The organism is Nocardia brasiliensis, from assembly GCF_011801125.1.
In the GTDB taxonomy this organism is placed as follows: Bacteria; Actinomycetota; Actinomycetes; order Mycobacteriales; family Mycobacteriaceae; genus Nocardia; species Nocardia brasiliensis_C.
The window spans coordinates 3,844,592-3,863,129 of record NZ_CP046171.1; the positions used below are offsets into that span (position 1 = coordinate 3,844,592).

The following is an 18,538-nucleotide window of genomic DNA, read 5'->3' on the forward strand; positions in this document are numbered from 1 at the left end:
AGCTTAATCGAGACTCCACGTCCGGTTCTGGATGGCGCGCTGCGCGCGGATCGCCGGATTGCCGATCTCGCGATTGTTTTCACCATCGAGCCGCGGTCGAAACAATCGCGTGTGGAATTCCGCGCTCACGCCGCCGTGGTGAGGGGATCGACGGTCGAGTACGACTCGGCGTTGCCCGCGATGACGGTGCTGCTCGACCCGTCGACGCCCACCGGGATGTCGCCGGCCAGCGTGATCCGGGTGAGCCTGCGGTGTTCGGCGCCGTCGTAGTCGTCGATCGCGTAGTGCTGGGTGGCACGGTTGTCCCAGATCGCCACGTCGCCGAGCGACCAGTCCCACCGCACGGTGTGTTCGAGGCGAGTCACGCGATCCTGGAACAACCGGAAAAGCGCCTGCGACTCGCTGCTGGACAGGCCGACGATCCGGTTCACGAAGCAGCCGAGCAGCAACGCGCGCTCGCCGGTCTCCGGGTGCACCCGGACCACCGGATGCTCGGTCTCGAAGTAGGTCGACTCGAACTCGCGACGGTAGGCCTGAACGCTCTCGTCCGGGCGGTCCTCGGTGGTGGCCGCGTAGTCGTAACGGTTGGTGTGCCGGGCGCGCAGGCTCTCGGCCAGCCGCCGCAGCGGTTCCGGCAGCGAGTTGTAGGCGGCGACGGTCGAGGCCCACGTGGTCGCGCCGCCGTAGCTCGGCAAGGTGACCGCGCGCAGGATCGACGCCTTCGGCACGCGGTCGACGAAGGTGACGTCGGTGTGCCAGGTGTTGGAGCGGCCGTGGTGGGAGTCGATGGCCAGGCTCTTCACCCCCGCCGAGGTGAGCGTCGGATGCGGGGTGGTCGGCGTACCGAGCAGCTCGGCGAATTCGTACTGCCCGTCCTCGGTCAGGTGCTGCTGCTCGCGGAAGAAGATCACCTTGTGCTCGTTGAGCGCGGCGCGCAGCGTGGCGACGGTCGCGTTGTCGAGCCCACCGCCGAGCCGGACGCCGTCGATTCGAGCGCCGATGTGCGCACCGAGCTTGACCACCTGCACCGACATTGCACGACCTTTCGCTCCATCCGGATGATTACGGATGAGGAAACCAGTGCGGGCGCGGCGCGGCCAGTATTACGGTCACCCGGATCACAATGTGCCGATATGCATCAGCTGCCATTTCCCGGCGGGATCGAAAGCGGTTGGCGCAGGAAACTTCCGGGCCGTCGATAGAGCAGGAATGCGCCGATCGCATTGGCGGCCAGCAGCAGTAATCCTTGTTCGCCGAGCCACAGCCAGGCCCGCTCGCCCGCGGTGTGCGTATCGAAGACGGATTGGATCACCTCGTTCCACGTGCCGTGCAGCACGACCGCGGGCCAAATGCTGCCGGTGTCCAATCGCACCCGCGCGAACACATAGGAGACCACGACAATCTGAATCACGAACAGCGGCGCGATCACCGCGACGGAGCCGCCGTGCCCGCCGAGATAGGAACCGCCGATGATCAACGGCAGATGCCAAACGGCCCAGATCAGTCCGCCCACCAAGATTGGCTGCGGTATGCCCGCGTCGACGAGCCGGGTGAGCAGATAGCCACGCCACCCCAATTCCTCGCCGAGCGCGAACAGCATGCCGACGGTGGTGCCGATCACCAGGCCGATGAGCAGTTGCGCGACGAAGGCGTGCCATCCGGGGGCCTGGCCGTTCGGGGTCGTGTACTCGGCGAGCCCGGTGAGCCAGCCGACGCCGTAGGCGATCGCGGCGACGGCCACCGGATAGCCGAGCGCGAGCAGGCAGGCCCGTCGGCCGCGCGAGCCGCCAAGGTGCAGCGAGATGTCGTCGAAACCCTCGCGCAGCACCACGCGGGCGATGAGCGCGGCGACGCCGGGTGCCCACATGAGCAGCAGCACGCCGAGTTCGCTGCGCGTCGCGAGGGTGAACACCGCGGCAGGCGCGGACAGCGTGACCAGCAGGACGAGGAAGACCCCGATACCGCGGCGGGCCTGGCGGCGGCGGTCCGATGCCGGTGGTGCGTCCTGGCGCCCTGGTGTCATGTAGGCACAATAGGCAGCGCGCCGGCGCCGGTCGTCAGCCTCGAGTGTGGAGTCGGACTCAGGTAAGACCCTGAGTCATCGGTTGGGCAGCGGGGTTTCGGGTCAGAGCGAACCCTGGCGCGCGGCGCGCCACAGGTCGACCGCGCCGTCGTCGTCGAGCAGCGCGTCGATCTCGGCCAGCTCCTCCGTCTCGAACTCCAGCCGGTCCAGCGCGCCGACGTTCTGCTCGAGCTGGCCGGTGGTGGACGCGCCGATGACCAGCGAGGTCACCCGCTCGTCGCGCAACGCCCAGGCAAGCGCGAGCTGGGCGAGGGTCTGGCCGCGGCGCTGGGCGAGCGCGTCGAGCTTGCGCAGGCGCTCGATCATCGCCGGGGTGAGCAGCTCGTTCTGGAACGACTTGTCCTGGGCGGCGCGCGATTGCGGCGGAATGCCGTCGAGATACTTCGAGGTGAGCATGCCCTGGGCGAGCGCGGTGAACCCGATGACGCCGAAGCCGTCCGCGGCGGCGGCATCGAGCAGCCCTACGGTCTCGATCCAGCGGTTGAGCATCGAATACGACGGTTGGTGGATGAGCAGCGGCGTGCCGAGTTCGCGCAGCAGCGCCGCCATGGTGCGCGAATCCCGCGCGGTGTACGACGAGATCCCGACGTACAGCGCTTTACCTTGCCGGACGGCGGTATTCAGCGCCGCCGCGGTCTCCTCCAGCGGCGTCGTCGGGTCGAACCGATGCGAATAGAAGATGTCGACGTAGTCGACCCCGAGCCGGGAAAGTGACTGGTCGAGCGAGGCGAGCACGTACTTTCGCGATCCGCCGCCCTGCCCGTACGGTCCGGGCCACATGTCCCAGCCCGCTTTCGTGGACAGCACGAGCTCGTCGCGATGCCGGGCCAGATCCTCGCGCAGGATGCGGCCCGCGTTGATCTCGGCCGACCCGTACGGCGGCCCGTAGTTGTTCGCCAGGTCGAAATGGGTGATACCGAGATCGAAGGCACGCAATGCGATCTCGCGTTGCGTGCCATAAGGCCGATCGTCACCGAAGTTGTGCCAGAAGCCGAGCGAGAGCAGCGGCAGATCCAGCCCGGACCGCCCCGACCGCCGATACCGCATCGGCCCGTCGTACCTGGTGGGTTCGGGAGCGTATGTCATGGAGACCTCCTCGTCGCGGGCGGGGTTGCGCGCGGTGCGTTCTTGCGCGTAGTGCTCAGGTGAGGTCGGCGGCGACCTTGCCGAGGCCGTCGGCGATGGCTTTGCGTTGCTGGGGGGTGAGGACGTCGATCAGGAGTTCGCGGACCAGGGCGACGTGGCCGGGGGCGGCGGCGCGCAGCTTGCGACGGCCGGCCGGGGTGAGGGTGGCGATGATGCCGCGGGGGTCGTCGGGGGCCGGGGTGCGGCGCACGAAGCCCGCCTTCTCCAGTTGGCCGATCTGATAGGTGAGGCCGCTCTTGGAGGTGAACAGGGCGGCGGAGAGTTCGGTCATGCGCAGCGCGTCGCCGGGGGCGTCCGCGAGCCGCACGAGCACCTCGTACTGGGTGTGCGAGAGCTGGGCGTCCTCTTTGAGCTGCTGTTCGATCCGGCGATTCAGCAGTGCCGTCGAGGCGAGGAACGCCTGCCAGGTCCGCATCTCTTCGTCGTCGAGCCACCGTGGCTCACCCACTGCGACCACCCTCCCTGTTGTTCAAACTCGAACGCTAACCTACCATCGGGGGTATAAGTTCAAATTTGAACTACTTGGAAGGAATGTGGATGACCACGCGTATGCCGGTGGTGTACCTCTCGCACGGCGCCCCGCCGCTGGCCGACGACCCGCGCTGGCCGGGGGAACTCGCGGCCTGGTCCGCGCGGTTGCCGAAACCCGAGGCGGTGCTGATGATCTCGGCGCACTGGGAGGACGCCCCGCTCGCGGTCGGCGCGACGACGACGGTTCCGCTGGTCTACGACTTCTGGGGCTTTCCGCAGCACTACTACGAGGTGACCTATCCGGCGCCCGGTGCGCCGCAACTCGCCGACGACGTGCGCAAACTGCTGCGCGGGCCGGGACTGTCGGTGCACGACGTGCCCGATCGCGGCCTCGACCACGGGGCGTACGTCCCGCTGGTGGAGATGTATCCGGCGGCCGACGTGCCGGTGCTGCAACTGTCGATGCCGACGCTCGACCCGTCCGGCCTGCTCGAGCTCGGGCGCAAACTCGCGCCGCTGCGCGATCAAGGGGTGCTGATCGTCGGCAGCGGCTTCTTCACCCACAATCTGCGCGCGCTGACCCAGGACGGCTCGGTGCATCCGGTGATGGCCGAATTCGACGACTGGGGTCGCCGGGCACTGGCCGCGGGCGATGTCGACGCGCTGCTCGACTTCGAGAAGAAGGCGCCTGCCGCGGCCGCAGCGCACCCGCGGACCGAGCACTTCGCACCGCTGTTCGTCTCGCTCGGCGCGGCCGAGGCCGACCTGGCCACCCAGCGCAGCGTGATCGACGGCTTCTGGAACGGCTTGGCCAAGCGTTCCGTCCAATTCGGCTGACCACTGATTTTCCCTCGGAAAGGACCATGGAATGAGTTCCACCGCAACACCGTCGAGCACCGCACCCGCGCCGGATCACGTGGCGTCGGACCATGCCGCGACCCCGCACGCCTACGACGCCGGCCTGCTCGTGCTGCGCGTCGCGGTCGGGCTGACGATGGCCGCACACGGCGCGCAGAAGCTGTTCGGCTGGTTCGGTGGCGGGGGACTGGCCGGGACCGGAAAGTACTTCGCGGGCAACGGGTATCCGGCCGGTGAGGCGATGGCCTTCGTCGCGGGCGTGACCGAGACGTTCGGCGGGCTGGCGCTCGCCCTCGGTCTGCTCACCCCGCTGGCCGGGGCCGCCGTGGTCGGCACCATGCTCAACGCCATCGCGGTCAAGGGCGCCGGCGCCTTCTTCGCGCCGAAGGGCATCGAATACGAACTGATCCTCACCGCGGCCGCCGCCGCTCTGACGCTGACCGGTCCCGGTCGCTACGCGCTCGACCGTTTCGTGCCGGTGCTGCGTCAGCACCGCCTGGTCTACGGTCTCGCCGCCATCGTGCTCGCCGTGCTGGCCGCCGGGGCGGTGCTCGTCGTGCGGACGTAGGCGTCCACTTCCGGTCGTCGTGCGGCCGTAGCCGGTGTGGCCGAGTTCATGGTGCCCGGGTCGTGGTCGTGAGTAGCGTGACGGAGATGGAGAACGAGGGACCGAGCCGGACCGCGCTCACGACCGCCTACGCCCGTGCCTACCATCAAATCGCCGACCAGCCACTGATTCTCACCGACCCGCTGGCGGCGCGTCTGCTGGGTGTCAGCGCCGATGAGTTGGTTGCCGCGGCCGGGTCCGGCGGCGACGACGTCCTAGGGGTGCTGCGGCTGGGCGTGAGTGATCGGCCGCGGCGGCTGTTCTTCGCCGCGCGTGCCCGTTTCGCCGAGGATCGCGTTGCCGAGGCGGTCGCGGCGGGTGTGCGGCAGGTGGTGATCCTCGGCGCGGGCCTGGACACCTTCGCCTACCGCAACCCGCATCCCGGGCTGTCCGTCTTCGAGGTCGACCATCCCGCGACCCAGGCGTGGAAGCGCGAGCGCCTCGCCGCGTCCGGTATCGACCTGCCGGAACGGGCGACCTTCGTCCCGGTCGACTTCGAAACCGATCTTCTGGCAACGCAACTTGCGGACGCGGGGTTCCGCCGGACCGAACCGGCGGTGTTCGTGTGGCTCGGCGTCGTGTTCTACCTGACCCCGGACGCCGCCCGCGCGACCCTCGAATACATTGCGGGACAATCGGAGCGGGTCGAGGTGGTCTTCGATTATCTGGCCGACACCGACGAGGACCGCGCGCAACTACAGGCGCGGGCGGAGCGAGCGGCGGCCGTCGGCGAACCGTGGTTCAGCTACTTCACCCCGGGCGATCTGACCGTACAGCTTCGCGCCCTCGGTTTGTGCGACGTCGAGGACCGCTCCGCCGCCGACCTCATCGCCGGATACCTGGGTGGCGAAACAGAATTCACCGACGAACAGTCCACCGCGCTGCGTCCGGTCCGCATGCTCCGCGCGAGCCGTTAGTGCGGGCGACCACTCGTCGATGGCTGCGGGGGCTCGCTCATGCGGGTAGGTGGTCGGGGGAGTCGGGGACCGGGATCTCGAAACTCCAGGGGCCGCGCAGTTCCGTGCGGGCGGCGGCTGCGGTGTGCAGGCGCAGGAAGTCGGTGCGGGGTAGGTCCACGGCACCGAGGGAGGTGAGGTGGTCGGAGCTGACCTGGCAGTCGATCAGGGCGAAATCCCACGCGACGAGCTGGGCGCACAGCCAATACAGTGCGACCTTCGAGGTGTCGCGGGCACGGGAGAACATGGACTCGCCGGCGAAGGAGCGGCCGCACGCGACGCCGTAGAGGCCGCCGACCAGCTCGCCCGCGCGCCACACCTCGACCGAGTGCGCGCGACCGAGCCGGTGTAGGCGCACATAGGCCGCCAGCATGTCGGCGCCGATCCAGGTGCCTACCTCGCGGTCACGCGGGCCCGCGCACTGCGCCATCACTTCGGCGAAGGCGCGATCCATGGTCACCGCGTAGTCTGCACGGGCGACGGCGCGGCGATGCGACCTGGTGACCCGTAGGGCCGTCGGCACCAGGATGCTGCGCGGGTCCGGGCAATACCAGTGAATGATCTCCCCGGGGTTGTACCAGGGAAAGATGCCCGCGGAGTAGGCGCTCAGCAGCCGTTTCGGCGACAGATCCCCGCCGAGCGCGATCAGCCCGGACGGGTCGGCCAGCGCGACCGGCGGGAACGGCTGGTCCGGATCGGCCAGAAGCATTCGCATCAGGTCGCTGGCGTCGGTCACCGGAAAGACCTTACCGATCGGCGCCTTGGCGAATTGCCCGACGATCTCGCGTCGCGCTAGGACCGTAACTGTCCTATCCGCCTGAGCGAATCATGACACAGCGCGCATCGCGCATGACGCACTTCAGATTCCACCGGATCGGCTGCCGATCAACGGTTTTCGGCTGGAGCTAGCCTATTTGCCCGCCGGAATTATCGGCGGGACGTAGTCGAAGGTCATACCGAGCAGCCACACCAGCAACAACACCACCGGTAGGTGGAAGATGAACTGCAAGAACGTGAAACCGACCAGATCACGCGCGCGCAATTTCAGCACCGCGAGCAACGGTAGCATGAAGAACGGGTTGATCAGGTTGGGCAGCGCCTCGGCCACGTTGTAGATCTGCACCGTCCAGCCGAGATTCATGTGCACGTCGGTCGCCGACTGCATCACGTACGGCGCCTCGACCAACCACTTTCCGCCGCCGGAGGGCACGAAGATGCCGAGCACCACGGTGTAGATGGCGATGACGACGGCGAAGGCGCCGCCCCCGCCGATGCTGGTGAAGAAGTCGGCCAGGTGCTCCGATACGGTGATCCCGCCGCGCCCTTTCGCTTTGGTGAGGATCGCGGCCATGGCGGCATACAGCGGGAACTGCACCAGGATGCCCGCGGTGGCCGGAACCGCCAGGGAGACCGCCTGCAGGAACTTGCGCGGTGTGCCGTGCAGCACCAACCCGAGCACGAGGAAGACGAGCAGGTAACCGTTGAGGCTGCTCACCACGGTGAGCGCGGCCTTGTCGAGGAACTGGGAAACCAACCAGCCCAAGGTCATTACGCCGGCGATGATCGGCAGAATCCGGCTGTATTCGAGCCATTCGCCAGGGCGCGTGCGCGGGGTGGCCTCCTCGGGCTGATCGTCGAGGTCGACCTCCAGATCCTGCGCGGTCTTGATCGCCGCGCCCTTCGGCGCCGAGAAGTGGGCGATCACCACGGTGATCGCCATGATGATCACGCACATCAGCAGCGACTGCCAGGTGAAGATCGTCATGCCGAAGTCCAGCACGCCGGTGATCCGCAACAGCGCGGGCGGCAGTGAGCTCGCCGTGGCCTGCAACTGTGCCGCCGAGGACGAAAGGCCGAGCGCCCAAACGGCGCCCAGACCCATGAACGCCGCGGCGCCGAGCGCGCGATAGTCCACCCGCAGGTCGGTGCGCCGCGCGATCGCGCGGGCCAGCAGGCCGCCGAACACCAGGCTGAGGCCCCAGTTCAGAAACGACACCGACATACTCAGGAACGCAACGAAACTCACCGCGCCCGCCGCGGATCGCGGTGCGGCCGCGAGCCGTTCGATGAGCCGGGCCACCGGCGGGGAGGTGGCGACCACGTAACCGGTCAGCACCACCATCGCCATCTGCAGCGTGAAAGCCGTGAGATCCCAGAATCCGTCGCCGAACGCGGTCACCACCGTCTTGGGCGAAGAACCGTTGGCCAGTGCCGCCACCGCCACGATGAACACACCGGCCAAGGCGACGACATAGGCGTCCGGGAACCATTTCTCCGTCCATCTCGCGAGTGACTGCGCGACCCGCGCTAGTCCCTTCTCCGAGCTGGCTTGGTCAATCGTGGCCGTCATCGAGCTGTCCCTCATCTTTCTACACACCACCCACGCACGCGCATGTGACGCACCGCACACGGGCTCGGTTGGCCAGTATTGAGGCCCACCTGTCCGCAGACAATAAGGAATAGCGCAGATCCAGTCTGCAAATCTGCAGAAATCACCCCTGTTCAGGGGGAGCGCGGCGCGTGTGGCGCGCCCGGTGAGGTCGAAACCGCGCTGGCCGGTGATCCGGTGGTGGCCCGCGCCGTGGTCGCGCTGGTGATTCTCGACGCGCTTGCGCCGGGCCGACCGGCAAGGTGGACCGAAAAGCCTTGCCGGAGCCCGTGTTCACCGCCGGATCGCCGAAAAGGTCGGTGTCGGTATCGAACTGCGCGATGTGTTCACCGAGCGGACGATCCGCAACCTCGCCGCGCGCATGGCGGGGGTGTGATCGCGGCGGTGTGGTTGCGCCGCGCACCGCTGGGTACTTCCGGGGCAGCACAAGGAGGTTCACCAATGATGGCCATTGCCGCCGCGGTAGCGTTCGGACTCGCGCTGCTCCTCGACCTGACCGATGCCACCCTCGGCGACACGATCACCGCCGGCACCCTGGTGACCCTCGGCTTGCTGCTGGTCGCCCTGCACCTGTCCGGTGTGGGCACCGGAACCCGCTCCTTCCGTTTCCGGCGCCGCGTGCGCAGGTAGCGACGGTCGGACCCGCGTATCCAGGCGCCCGGCACGGCTCTTGCGGCGCGGAGATCGGCCGCCGATCCCTCGATCAACCTGGCCGGGTCGCAGTACCATCGGACTCGTTCGCAGGCTGGTCGAGTTCGATGCTCGAAGGAGCAGTGCGTGGTCCGGGTACACAGAAAATATGGTCCGGTGCGGGTCACCGTATCGAAAACGGGGTTCGGATACAGTGCGGGCGGGGGTCCGTTACGGGTGACGAAACGGGCGGACGGCCGGATCACCCGGACGGCGCGAATTCCACGGACCGGGATCTCGGACACCAAGGTGGTGGGCCCGCGGCGGACCCGGGGGCAGATGTTGCGGGCCCGTGCCGGAGCGGCGCTGACCGAACGGCCCTCGGTGCGGCTGACCGACGGGCGGGTGCTGCTGCGGATCCTCGCCGGGATCTGCGCACTGGTCGGGTTGCTGCTCGTGGTGAACGGGTTGCTCGTCGGGGCGTTCGCGCTGATGATCACCGCCGGGTTCTTCGTGTTCTGCGCGCGGATCGCGGCGGAACAGTCCGATCGGTCCGCGGCGCGCCCCGCGCCGGTATGGAACGTGCCGCCGGGCTGGTACCCCCCGCCCTCGGGCGGCCAGCTGCTGTACTGGTGGGACGGGCAGGCGTGGACCGAACACACCAAACGCGCCCCCGACACCGACCGCCGGCCCTGAGCCCGGCGCACTGAGCAGCCCGAACCCCGGACCTCGGATCGGGTGTCCTCAGCCGCCGCGCGAATCCTGGACGAATCAACGGCGCGCGCTCGGTGGGTTCGTGGTGACGGCGGTCGAGGGCGCGATTTTGCCCGTGTGTTGAGATCGGTTGAGCCGCTGGGTAATTGTGGATGGCAGTTGGATCGGCTGCTGGGCGGTTATTTGGGGCGGAGATCAGGGTGGCGGTGTTGTGCCGAGTGGCCCGCTGTCGGTGACGTGGACGCGGCTGCCGATGTTGCCGCGCAGGGGCATGAATGTGCCCTCCCGCAAAGACTGTTCGATGTCCTCGAGTGAATGTCCCTTTGTCTCCGGGACGAAGAAGTACACGAAAATCAGTGACAGCAGGTTGAATCCGGCGTACATGACGAACGCGGGGCCGAGGCCGAGGGTGTCGATGGTGCTCAGTGCGGTCAGCGTGAGAACCAGGTTCGAGCCCCACAGCGCCACGGCGTGCAGACTGGTCGCGCGGTCGCGGATGCTCAGCGGATACAGCTCGGAGCCGAGCAGCCAGCCGACCGCCTGCAATCCGGCCGCGTTGCACGCCATATAGGCGAGCATCAAGCCGACCGTGAGGTAGCGGTTGGGGTGGTCGGTGAGCACGAACAGCAGACCGAAACAGCACAGGAACACCGTCGAACCCGGGATCAGGGCGAGCATCAGCCTGCGGCGGCCCACCACGTCCACCAGGCGTTCACCCACCGCGGTGAAGATCAGATAGACGGTCGCGATGCCGAGCCCGGACCAGACGACCAGGCCGGCGCCGAAGCCCGCGGCGCTGCCGAGGATGGTGTGCGAGTAGTAGATCATCATCTCCAGCCCGGACAGCTGGGTGAAGGCGGCGATGCCGAGCCCGGCCACGAGCGCGGGCCGCACCCAGCGCTGGGTGAGATTGGTCCAACCGCCGCGCGCCGCGCGCTGCTCCTGCTGGGCGATGGCCCAGATCTGCAAGGTTTCGTCGACGGCGGCGGAGCGGTTGGGGCGCAGCCAGCGCAGCACGACCCGGGCCTTGCCGATCGTCCCGTTCTCGATCAGCCAGCGCGGTGTCTCCGGCAGGCGCAGCATCGCGGCGCCGAGCACCAGGGCGGGCACGACCGCGATGCCGATCATCCACCGCCAGTCGCCGCTGTCATCGGCGGTATCGCCGGCGGCGGCGAGCAGGCTGACCAGGTTGGCCAGGAAGATCCCGACGCCGATCGCGATGTTGAAGAACGTCACCATGGCGCCGCGGCGGTGCGGCGGGGCCAGCTCGGCGATATAGGTCGGGACGATCTGCGAACAGCCGCCGACCGCGAGACCGAGGAACAACCGGGCGGCGGTCATCATCCACTCGTCCACCGCGAGCGCGCACGCCACGACACCGACGGCGAAGACGCAGGCGATGAGCAGGATGACCTTGCGCCTGCCCAGGGTCTTCGACAGCGATCCGCCGATCAGCGCGCCGAGGACCGCGCCCGCCAGGATCGCGGCGGTCACGATCTCCTGCCTGGTGTGGTCGATGCCCCACTCGGCCGACATCTTGGGCAGCGCGCCGGAGATGATGCCGGTGTCGTAGCCGTAGAGCATGCCGCCCAGCGCGGCGAACACCGCGACGATCACGACATTGCGGTCCGCATTATGCCTTTCGTCCCGTGTCGGCTTTTCCGGCGCGGAAACCACCATTTCGTATCCGTCGAGATCGCGACGGCGCCGCCGAGGCAGGAAAGTCCGGCGTCGGATTGTCGTCGAATTCTCGGTCGGCATCTTTCCAGTGCATAGTGCGCGCCCGCGTGGTGCAAACCAGCGGCCGTTCTTTGTGAACAGAATTACGTGGAGGTTTAGCAAGCCGTTGCCGGGGAACGGTACTAGTCGCGGGCATTCTGCGATCCTGGATCAGTCCGATTCGCCGGAATCCAAAGCGCGCAGGCGTTCTTCGGTCGCATGATTCGACACGAATGCTGATATCGTCGGACAGTGCCGAAATTCTGCCCGGCGATTTCTCGCGAATTGAACTGTGGCGCTGGCGGTCCCAGGCCGGCCGATCCGTCGCCTTGGTGATCGAAATGGCGCGGTCGGCGCCAGGGAATCCGCCGCGCTCGTATTCGATGAGGCAGGCGGCCGGACGGACTCGTGCGGCCGTGCACCCAGGTTGAACATCGCGTTGAGGTGACCCGTCGCCGCGGCTCTCCGATACCACCGCTCGGCTCCGATACGGTCGCCTCCGTGCTGTGACTGCACGCCGCGATTGTTCATCGATGCCGGTTCGTATGGTTCGAACTCAGTCACTTGCCAATCCCCCCGACGATCACGCAATCGGTCGGGCGCGCAACCGGATTCGTAACCCGCCTCTGGCCGGAACATCGGCACACCTCAGCTGCGAACTTTAGAAGGACCGACCAGGGTGCGCGTGCCCTTGTTTTCTTGGGCACGTGGTGGGGGCGGGTCCTCCTGATGTCGATAGCCGGTCGTCCCATCGGAGGATGCGTCGTCCCCGGGGCGCGACCTACGTTTATCGGGTAGCGGGGGTCGGCGGCGAAAACGGTGGCCTACCTGCTCGATCTGTTCGACGAAACGGCGGGAGAGGGAAATGTTTGATCTTGTTCGCGACAATCCGGTCGCGACGATGATCGTGGTGTCGGAGGTCGGACTCTGGGTACTGCTCGCGGCGGGGTTGATCGCACGGTATCTGCTGCGGCTGCGTGCGCTCGGCGCGGCGCTGCTGTGGGGGATTCCGCTGCTCGACGTCGCGCTGATCGTGGCGGCGGCCATCGACCTGCGTCAGGGCGCGAAGCCGGGCCCGATCCACGGCATCGCGGCGCTCTATCTGGGGGTGAGCGTCGCGTTCGGGCCGACGATCGTGCGCTGGGCCGACGTCCGGTTCGCGCATCGGTTCGCGGGTGGTCCGGCGCCGGTGAAGCCGGCGAAGGGCACGCCGGAGAAGGCCGCCGCGCTGTGGCGGGAATGGAATCGGGTGGTCCTCGCCGCGGCGATCGCCTCGCTGACGCTCGGCGTGATCATTGTGACCGTCGCCCGCGGCGAGCAGGCCGACGCACTCTGGTGGTGGATCGGCCGCTCCTGGGCGATCGTCGGACTGTGGCTGGTGTTCGGGCCGCTGTGGGAAGAAGTATCCGCGCGTACCACCGGTTCCTCTTCTGTGGCCAAAAAGTAAGCAAGAAACCACCCCCGCCACCCGGTCGCCCGGTGTAGCCTCGCTACCGAGGCCCCCGAACAGATCCTTGTTCGGGGGCCATCGCCATTTTCGTGGCGGTGTCCGCGATGTCCGGAATCGGGGCCGCGTCCATCGCGCGGTCCAATGTCAAGGCGGCGTCGATGAGCGCCAGATGCGTGAAGGCCTGCGGGAAGTTGCCCAATTGCGCACCGGTCAAGGCGATTTCCTCGGCATAGAGCCCGACGTGGTTGGCGTAGGTGAGCATTTTCTCGAAGATCAGACGGGCCTGAGCGACCTCACCCGCGCGGGCGAGTGCGTCGACGTAGTCGAAGGTGCACAGCGAGAAGGTGCCTTCGGTGCCGCGCAGACCGTCGGGCGCCGCGCCCGGGTTGTAGCGATACACCAGGCTGTCGGTCACCAGTTCCTCGGAGATCGCCGAGAGCGTGGACAGCCAGCGCGGATCGCGTGGGGCGACGAATCCTGTTTTCACCATGCGCAATAGGGACGCGTCGAGCACGTCGGCGTGATAGCGCTGAACGAACGCCTGGCGGCGCCGGTTCCAGCCACGGTCCCAGAGTTGGGCATGGATGCGGTCGCGCTGTTCGCGCCATCGCTCGACCGGGCCGGGCAGGCCACGGGTGGTCGCGATCCGGATCGCGCGGTCGAACGCCACCCAGCTCATCAACCGCCCGTAGCTGAAATCGGCTCGGCCGCAGCGAGTTTCCCAGATGCCCTGCTCGGGCTGGTCCCAATTGTCCAGCAGCCAGTCGAGGACCGAACAGACCGCGCGCCAGCCCGCGTAGCCGACGCGCAGGCCGTGCCGATCGGCATGGTAGATGGCGTCGAGCAGTTCTCCGTAGATGTCGAGTTGCAGTTGATCGGCGGCATCGTTGCCGATCCGTACCGGCGCCGAACCTCGATAGCCGCGCCAGTGGCCGAGGACCTCCTCACGGAGCTCCGGCGAGCCGTCGACCCGATACATGATCCGCAGCGGCCCCTCGGCCCGCTGGTACCGATAACGCAGCCAGCGTGCGAAATCGCTTGCCTCCTCAGTGAATCCGAGGCTCAGCAGGGTGTGCACCGAGAACGCCGCATCCCTGATCCAGGTGTATCGGTAGTCCCAATTCCGTTCGCCACCGAGTTGTTCCGGTAGTCCGGCTGTCGGGGCCGCGATGATGGCGCCGGTGGGCGCGTAGGTCAGGAGTTTGAGGGTGATCGCGCCGCGGTGCACGATCTCGCGCCAGCGTCCCCGGTAGGTGGACCGCGCCAGCCAGGAGTGCCAGTAGCGCACCGTGTCGTGGAACAGGCGCGCCACCTCCGCGGGCCGGATCATGCGCGGCGGGCCGGGAGCGGCTGTCTCCAAGACGATTCCGCGCGCCTGACCCGCCTCGAGGGTGAGCGAACCGTAGACGTGTCCCTCGTCGGTGGTCGCGACCCGAGCCAGCGCGGCGTCGTCCGGTTCCCGCACGATGTGCACGGTCAGTGTCTGCGCGCCGCCGTCGAACACGATGCCGTCCTCGGTCTGCCTGGTGGTGTGCGGGGCGCGGCCGTAGTCGAAGCGCGGCATCAGGTCGAGATCGAAAGTGAGCCTGCCACGTACGCAGCGCACCGTGCGCACCAGCCGGTGCTGATCGGTCGGGGCCCGGCCGGGCAGCGGCGGCATGAAGTCGCAGATTTCACCGGTGCCGTCCTCGGTCATGAAGCGGGTGATCAGAATCGCGGTATCGGGAAAATACAGCTGTGTGGTCCGATACGGCCGGATCGACGGCTGGATTCGGCAGTGCCCGCCGCGCTGGTGATCGAGCAGCGCCCCGAAGATGCTCGGCGCGTCGAACCGGGGCGAGCAGAACCAGTCGATGGTGCCGTCGGTGGCGACCAGTGCGGCCGTGTGCAGATCGCCGATCAGTCCGTGGTCGGCGATGGCCGGTGCGTCGGTCATGGGAACCTCCTGACGAATAGTCGTGCTAGGGCAGGATCGTCTCCTTGATGCGCCGGAACTCCGCCTCGGTGATCGCCCCGTCGTCGAGCAGCTGTTTGGCGGTCGCGAGCTGCGTCGCGGAGTCGAGCCCGGTGACGCGGCGCAGGTACTCGTCCTCGGCCTCGCGGTAGCGCAGGCCCGCGTCGACGCGGCGTACGGTCATCGGCTTACCCCGGGCGATCAGGTAGATCAGCGCGCCGAGGAAAGGCAGCACGAGCAGCACTACCAGCCACAGAGCTTTGATCCATCCGGAGGTCTCGTGGTCGCGGAACAGATCGGAGACGATGGCGAACAGGATCATGAGGTACGCGACGAACAGAAACGTCATGACGGCGTACCAGAGAAAATCCCACAGCGACATTGCGATTACCCCTTTCTGAGCGGCCGGGTCGGGATCCGCGGCGGATCGCCGAGGCCGTTGTCGACAGTGCCGCCGCGCGTGCCCGCTGTCCTCACCCGATACGGATGAACTCGCGGCGCGGGCGCACCTCATCCGTGCCGGGTGAGGCGCGGGGGCGGGGCGGGGCGCACAGTCGGATCGTCCGCCAACCCATCGAGAAAGGGGACGATCCATGACTCACGAGCCGGATACCGAGCACCCGGTGCGCCGCGCGGTGGCCGCCGGTACCTCCCTCGCGGCGGCGGTACTGCTGCTCACGGTCGGCGTGATCTCCATCCTGGAAGGCATCTCGGCGATCGTCGCCGACCAGCTCTACGTTGTCGGATTCGAGTACCTCTATCGGTTCGACACCACTTCGTGGGGCTGGACCCACACCGTGCTCGGCACGCTGCTCGCGCTGTGTGCGGTCGGCCTGATGCTCGGCTTCACCTGGGCCAGGGTCGCCGCGATTCTCGTTGCGGCACTGTCGATCATCGGGAACTTTCTGTCGCTGCCGTACTACCCGGCATGGTCGATCTCGATCATCGTGCTGAACGTCGTCGTCATCTGGGCGATCGCGACGTGGCGCCCGGACCGGGAGTGAGTGGAGGGCCTCAGAGCAGCCCTGTGCGGTGGGCCAGCAGCAGGGTCTCGGCCCGGGAGTTGGTGCCCAGCTTGGTGTATATGCCGCGCAGATGTGTTTTGACGGTGTTGATCGAGACACCGAGGGTTTCGGCGATCTGCTGCACCGTGCGCCCGGACGGCAGTTGCGCGAGCACCGTGCGTTCGGTCGCGGTGAGCCGCGGCTGGGCGGCCCCGCGGCGCACGGCCGGATGCTGCCGGATCTCCTGGGCGAGTCTGTTGTACCTGCCGAGGGTGCCGATGTGGGTGTCGAGCAGCTGGACACAGCCGGGGACGTCGAGGAACGGCCGCACCAGGTGATCGTCCTCGGCGCCGCGCAGGGCCGCCTCGAGTGCGGCCCTGGCAGGCAATGGATTTCGCAGCGCGGCGTGCGCGGACGCGGTGAACAGCAGCGCGGTGACGGTGTGCAACGGGTGCGTGGCGTCGCCGTCGGCGATAATCGGTTCGACAAGGCCGAGCACCGTTTTCGGGTGCCCGGTGCGGGCGGCCACCGCGGCACGGGCTACGGTGCGGCCCGCGTCGTCGCCGAGCAGCGGCTCGGCCTGCTCGATCAGCGGCCGCACGGCGCCGACGTCGGTGACCAGGAGCAACGCGCAGATCACCGGCGGCAGCAGGAGTCCGGCGACGGGGGCGGCGTAGGGGTGCCGCAGTAGTCGCAGCGTGCTCGCCCGCAGGGGCTCGGCGGCGGCGTATTTGTCCGCGGCAGTGTCGAATTCGCACAGCCGGGTGACCGGTTCGACACAGCACCGCGGTGCCTGCCTCGGCTCCGGTGTGGTGCCGGGCTCGCCGCGCAGGTACCCGGCGAAGGACGAAACCGCCGACGCCACAGCGGCAGCCGGCGAGTCGATGAGGTGCTTGGTGTGCGCGCTGCGCACCGCGGTGCGAGCGGTGTCCCTGGCCACCGCGATGCCGCCGCGCACACCGGCGACCAGCGCCAGGTGCGCGCAGGCCCGCACCACCAGTGCATGGTTGCCGACGCATTTGGCCAGGGCGAGGCCGCGCCGGAGTTGTTGCCTGGCAAGGGTATGCGAGCCGCGCACTAGCAGCGCCGTGCCGGCCTCGATCGCGACATAGGCGTCGATATCCGGCTGTCCGGTGACCGGAAGCGGGTCCGGGAGCCGGATTTCGGCGAGACCGGTGCCGCCGGCCACCGCGGCGCGCACGGTCGCGGCGAGGGTGAGCGGTACGAGCCAGCCTCGCGGCGCGATCGTTTCGGTGTCCGGGGTACGCGCGCAGGCGATGTCGAGGTGGGTGAGCGCGGCGGTGACGTCGTCACGTTCGAGGGCATCGATGGCGCGCAGCACCCACAGGAACGGATCGTCGGCGGGCAGCGGGGCGCGCTCGAGGCGCTGGAACAGCTGCGGCCCCGCGCCGTCGAGCACGATGCGCAACGCGGTTTCGCGCAGGAACCGCACGAGTTCGGCCGGCGTCCCCGCCAGGACGTGCGGTAGCGCGGCGATCGGCAGGTTCATCGCGCAGTACCAGTCCGCGGTGCGGCGCAGCACCTCGGCGTGGGTGGCGCTGTAGCGGGCCTCCAACAGCAGTTCGCTGCGCAGCATGGGGTGATAGCTGAACCAGAGCTCGCCGCGGTGCGCGACGGGGGTGAGCGGGAAGTTGACGCGCAGGAGTTCGTCCAGGATCTGCGGTGCGTCGAGTCCGGTGAGTTGTTCGGCGAGTGCCGCGGTGAACGTCTCGGGGACGCTGGTCTCCACGACGAACCGGCGGACCGGTTCGGCGAGTCCCTCGATGAATTCGGTGCGCAGGAACTCACCGAGGGCGCGTGGTGCGCTCGCCAGCGCGGCCAGCGCCGTTCGGCGATCGGGCTCGGCGGCGAGCTGGCCCGCCGTGATGCGCAGCAGTGTGGGCCAGCCCCTGGTCAGATCCATGACGGTCTTCAGCTCGTCCGCGGTGAGCGTGCAATGCTGTTGCGCGCACAGCTGTTTCGCCTGTGCGCTGCTGAACATCAGGTCCGCCGAGCCCAGATACGTGACCAGTCCTGCGGATTCGGCCGCATGCCAGCGCAATGGTGGCGCGAAACGGGCCATGAGTATGGCGACGGTGCTCGACGGCAGATGCGTCAGCACGTATTCGAGGTAGGCAAGGGCGGGCGGCTCGGTGATCAGGTGCGCGTTGTCGATCACCAGCACGGGCGGAAGGTCGGGACCGGGCAGCGCGGTGCGCAACCCGACCGCGCCGGCGTTGCGCCTGGTCAGCGTCAGCCAGCTGATGGCCGCAGCGGGCGGTGCCTGCCGACGGCGATGGCGCAGCCAGTCGGCGACGAGCACGGTCTTGCCGGTGCCCGCGGGCGCGGTGATGAGCAGTGTGGCGGCCCGCGCGGCGGACAGCGCCGTATCGAGCCGGTCGTATAACTCGGGCCGGGCGATCGGGGTGAACGCGAAAGTCGGTACGGCGGTGTGCGGCGGTTTCGGACGCGCGGTCATCGGCTTTCCTCGATTCGGGCGAGCGGCGGGTGTCGGCCGATCGGCGCGGCGATTTACGGCGCGGCGCTTTCGGCGCAC

General features: G+C 68.2%; 19 protein-coding genes. 8 read left to right on the forward strand and 11 right to left on the reverse strand.

Going from position 1 to position 18,538, the window contains the following annotated elements; all coding sequences use genetic code 11:
- Positions 1-3: 3 nt before the first annotated feature.
- From F5X71_RS37465 to F5X71_RS17325, 5 genes are all read right to left on the reverse strand, one after another.
- A complete protein-coding gene (locus F5X71_RS37465) occupies positions 4-129 on the reverse strand; it encodes a hypothetical protein (protein WP_275106786.1) in 126 nt (41 codons plus the stop codon).
- A complete protein-coding gene (locus F5X71_RS17310; RefSeq protein WP_167462934.1) occupies positions 126-1,034 on the reverse strand; it encodes a TauD/TfdA dioxygenase family protein in 909 nt (302 codons plus the stop codon). Before F5X71_RS17310 ends, F5X71_RS37465 begins: the two co-directional genes overlap by 4 nt.
- Positions 1,035-1,138: 104 nt before the next feature.
- Positions 1,139-2,023, reverse strand: a complete 885-nt coding sequence (locus tag F5X71_RS17315) for a CPBP family glutamic-type intramembrane protease (RefSeq protein WP_167462936.1) — start codon at positions 2,021-2,023, stop codon at positions 1,139-1,141.
- 102 nt (positions 2,024-2,125) lie between these two features.
- Positions 2,126-3,169: an L-glyceraldehyde 3-phosphate reductase gene (gene mgrA / locus F5X71_RS17320; RefSeq protein ID WP_167462937.1), complete on the reverse strand. Its 1,044-nt coding sequence runs from the start codon at positions 3,167-3,169 to the stop codon at positions 2,126-2,128.
- 55 nt (positions 3,170-3,224) lie between these two features.
- Positions 3,225-3,677: a MarR family winged helix-turn-helix transcriptional regulator gene (locus F5X71_RS17325; RefSeq protein WP_167462939.1), complete on the reverse strand. Its 453-nt coding sequence runs from the start codon at positions 3,675-3,677 to the stop codon at positions 3,225-3,227.
- An 89-nt stretch (positions 3,678-3,766) separates the two neighbouring features.
- Here F5X71_RS17325 and F5X71_RS17330 point away from each other — a divergent pair, with 89 nt between their 5' ends.
- The 3 genes from F5X71_RS17330 to F5X71_RS17340 all read left to right on the forward strand — a co-directional run bounded on the left by F5X71_RS17330 (position 3,767) and on the right by F5X71_RS17340 (position 6,082).
- Positions 3,767-4,537, forward strand: a complete 771-nt coding sequence (locus F5X71_RS17330; protein WP_174817086.1) for a dioxygenase — start codon at positions 3,767-3,769, stop codon at positions 4,535-4,537.
- 31 nt (positions 4,538-4,568) lie between these two features.
- Positions 4,569-5,126 carry a DoxX family protein gene (locus F5X71_RS17335; protein WP_167462941.1) on the forward strand — a complete coding sequence of 186 codons (558 nt, stop codon included), beginning with the start codon at positions 4,569-4,571 and terminating at the stop codon, positions 5,124-5,126.
- 86 nt (positions 5,127-5,212) lie between these two features.
- Positions 5,213-6,082, forward strand: coding sequence for a class I SAM-dependent methyltransferase (locus F5X71_RS17340; protein WP_167462943.1), 870 nt, complete (start codon positions 5,213-5,215; stop codon positions 6,080-6,082).
- A gap of 37 nt (positions 6,083-6,119) precedes the next feature.
- Here F5X71_RS17340 and aat read toward each other — a convergent pair whose 3' ends face one another.
- Positions 6,120-6,857, reverse strand: coding sequence for a leucyl/phenylalanyl-tRNA--protein transferase (aat, locus tag F5X71_RS17345; RefSeq protein WP_238815939.1), 738 nt, complete (start codon positions 6,855-6,857; stop codon positions 6,120-6,122).
- A gap of 174 nt (positions 6,858-7,031) precedes the next feature.
- Entirely contained in the window at positions 7,032-8,471 is a 1,440-nt protein-coding gene (locus F5X71_RS17350) for a short-chain fatty acid transporter (RefSeq protein ID WP_167462945.1), read from the reverse strand.
- 259 nt (positions 8,472-8,730) lie between these two features.
- On the opposite strand from F5X71_RS17350, the gene F5X71_RS17355 reads away from it, so the two are divergent.
- The 3 genes from F5X71_RS17355 to F5X71_RS17365 all read left to right on the forward strand — a co-directional run bounded on the left by F5X71_RS17355 (position 8,731) and on the right by F5X71_RS17365 (position 9,836).
- Entirely contained in the window at positions 8,731-8,886 is a 156-nt protein-coding gene (locus F5X71_RS17355; protein WP_167462947.1) for an acyl carrier protein, read from the forward strand.
- A 65-nt stretch (positions 8,887-8,951) separates the two neighbouring features.
- Positions 8,952-9,140, forward strand: coding sequence for a hypothetical protein (locus F5X71_RS17360; protein ID WP_167462949.1), 189 nt, complete (start codon positions 8,952-8,954; stop codon positions 9,138-9,140).
- A 177-nt stretch (positions 9,141-9,317) separates the two neighbouring features.
- On the forward strand, positions 9,318-9,836 hold the full coding sequence (locus tag F5X71_RS17365; protein WP_203218314.1) for a DUF4236 domain-containing protein: 519 nt from the start codon (positions 9,318-9,320) through the stop codon (positions 9,834-9,836).
- 213 nt (positions 9,837-10,049) lie between these two features.
- Here F5X71_RS17365 and F5X71_RS17370 read toward each other — a convergent pair whose 3' ends face one another.
- Entirely contained in the window at positions 10,050-11,534 is a 1,485-nt protein-coding gene (locus F5X71_RS17370) for a sugar porter family MFS transporter (protein ID WP_238815940.1), read from the reverse strand.
- A 904-nt stretch (positions 11,535-12,438) separates the two neighbouring features.
- Here F5X71_RS17370 and F5X71_RS17375 point away from each other — a divergent pair.
- Positions 12,439-13,020: a hypothetical protein gene (locus F5X71_RS17375; protein ID WP_167462952.1), complete on the forward strand. Its 582-nt coding sequence runs from the start codon at positions 12,439-12,441 to the stop codon at positions 13,018-13,020.
- Between the two features lie 43 nt (positions 13,021-13,063).
- Here the strand turns inward: F5X71_RS17375 and F5X71_RS17380 are convergent, their stop codons facing one another.
- Positions 13,064-14,959: a glycoside hydrolase family 15 protein gene (locus tag F5X71_RS17380; protein ID WP_167462953.1), complete on the reverse strand. Its 1,896-nt coding sequence runs from the start codon at positions 14,957-14,959 to the stop codon at positions 13,064-13,066.
- 25 nt (positions 14,960-14,984) lie between these two features.
- Entirely contained in the window at positions 14,985-15,359 is a 375-nt protein-coding gene (locus tag F5X71_RS17385) for an SHOCT domain-containing protein (protein WP_167462955.1), read from the reverse strand.
- A gap of 211 nt (positions 15,360-15,570) precedes the next feature.
- Here F5X71_RS17385 and F5X71_RS17390 point away from each other — a divergent pair, with 211 nt between their 5' ends.
- Positions 15,571-15,981, forward strand: a complete 411-nt coding sequence (locus F5X71_RS17390; RefSeq protein WP_167462956.1) for a DUF7144 family membrane protein — start codon at positions 15,571-15,573, stop codon at positions 15,979-15,981.
- 10 nt (positions 15,982-15,991) lie between these two features.
- Here F5X71_RS17390 and F5X71_RS17395 read toward each other — a convergent pair whose 3' ends face one another.
- On the reverse strand, positions 15,992-18,460 hold the full coding sequence (locus tag F5X71_RS17395; RefSeq protein WP_167462957.1) for a helix-turn-helix transcriptional regulator: 2,469 nt from the start codon (positions 18,458-18,460) through the stop codon (positions 15,992-15,994).
- Positions 18,461-18,538: the final 78 nt, after the last annotated feature.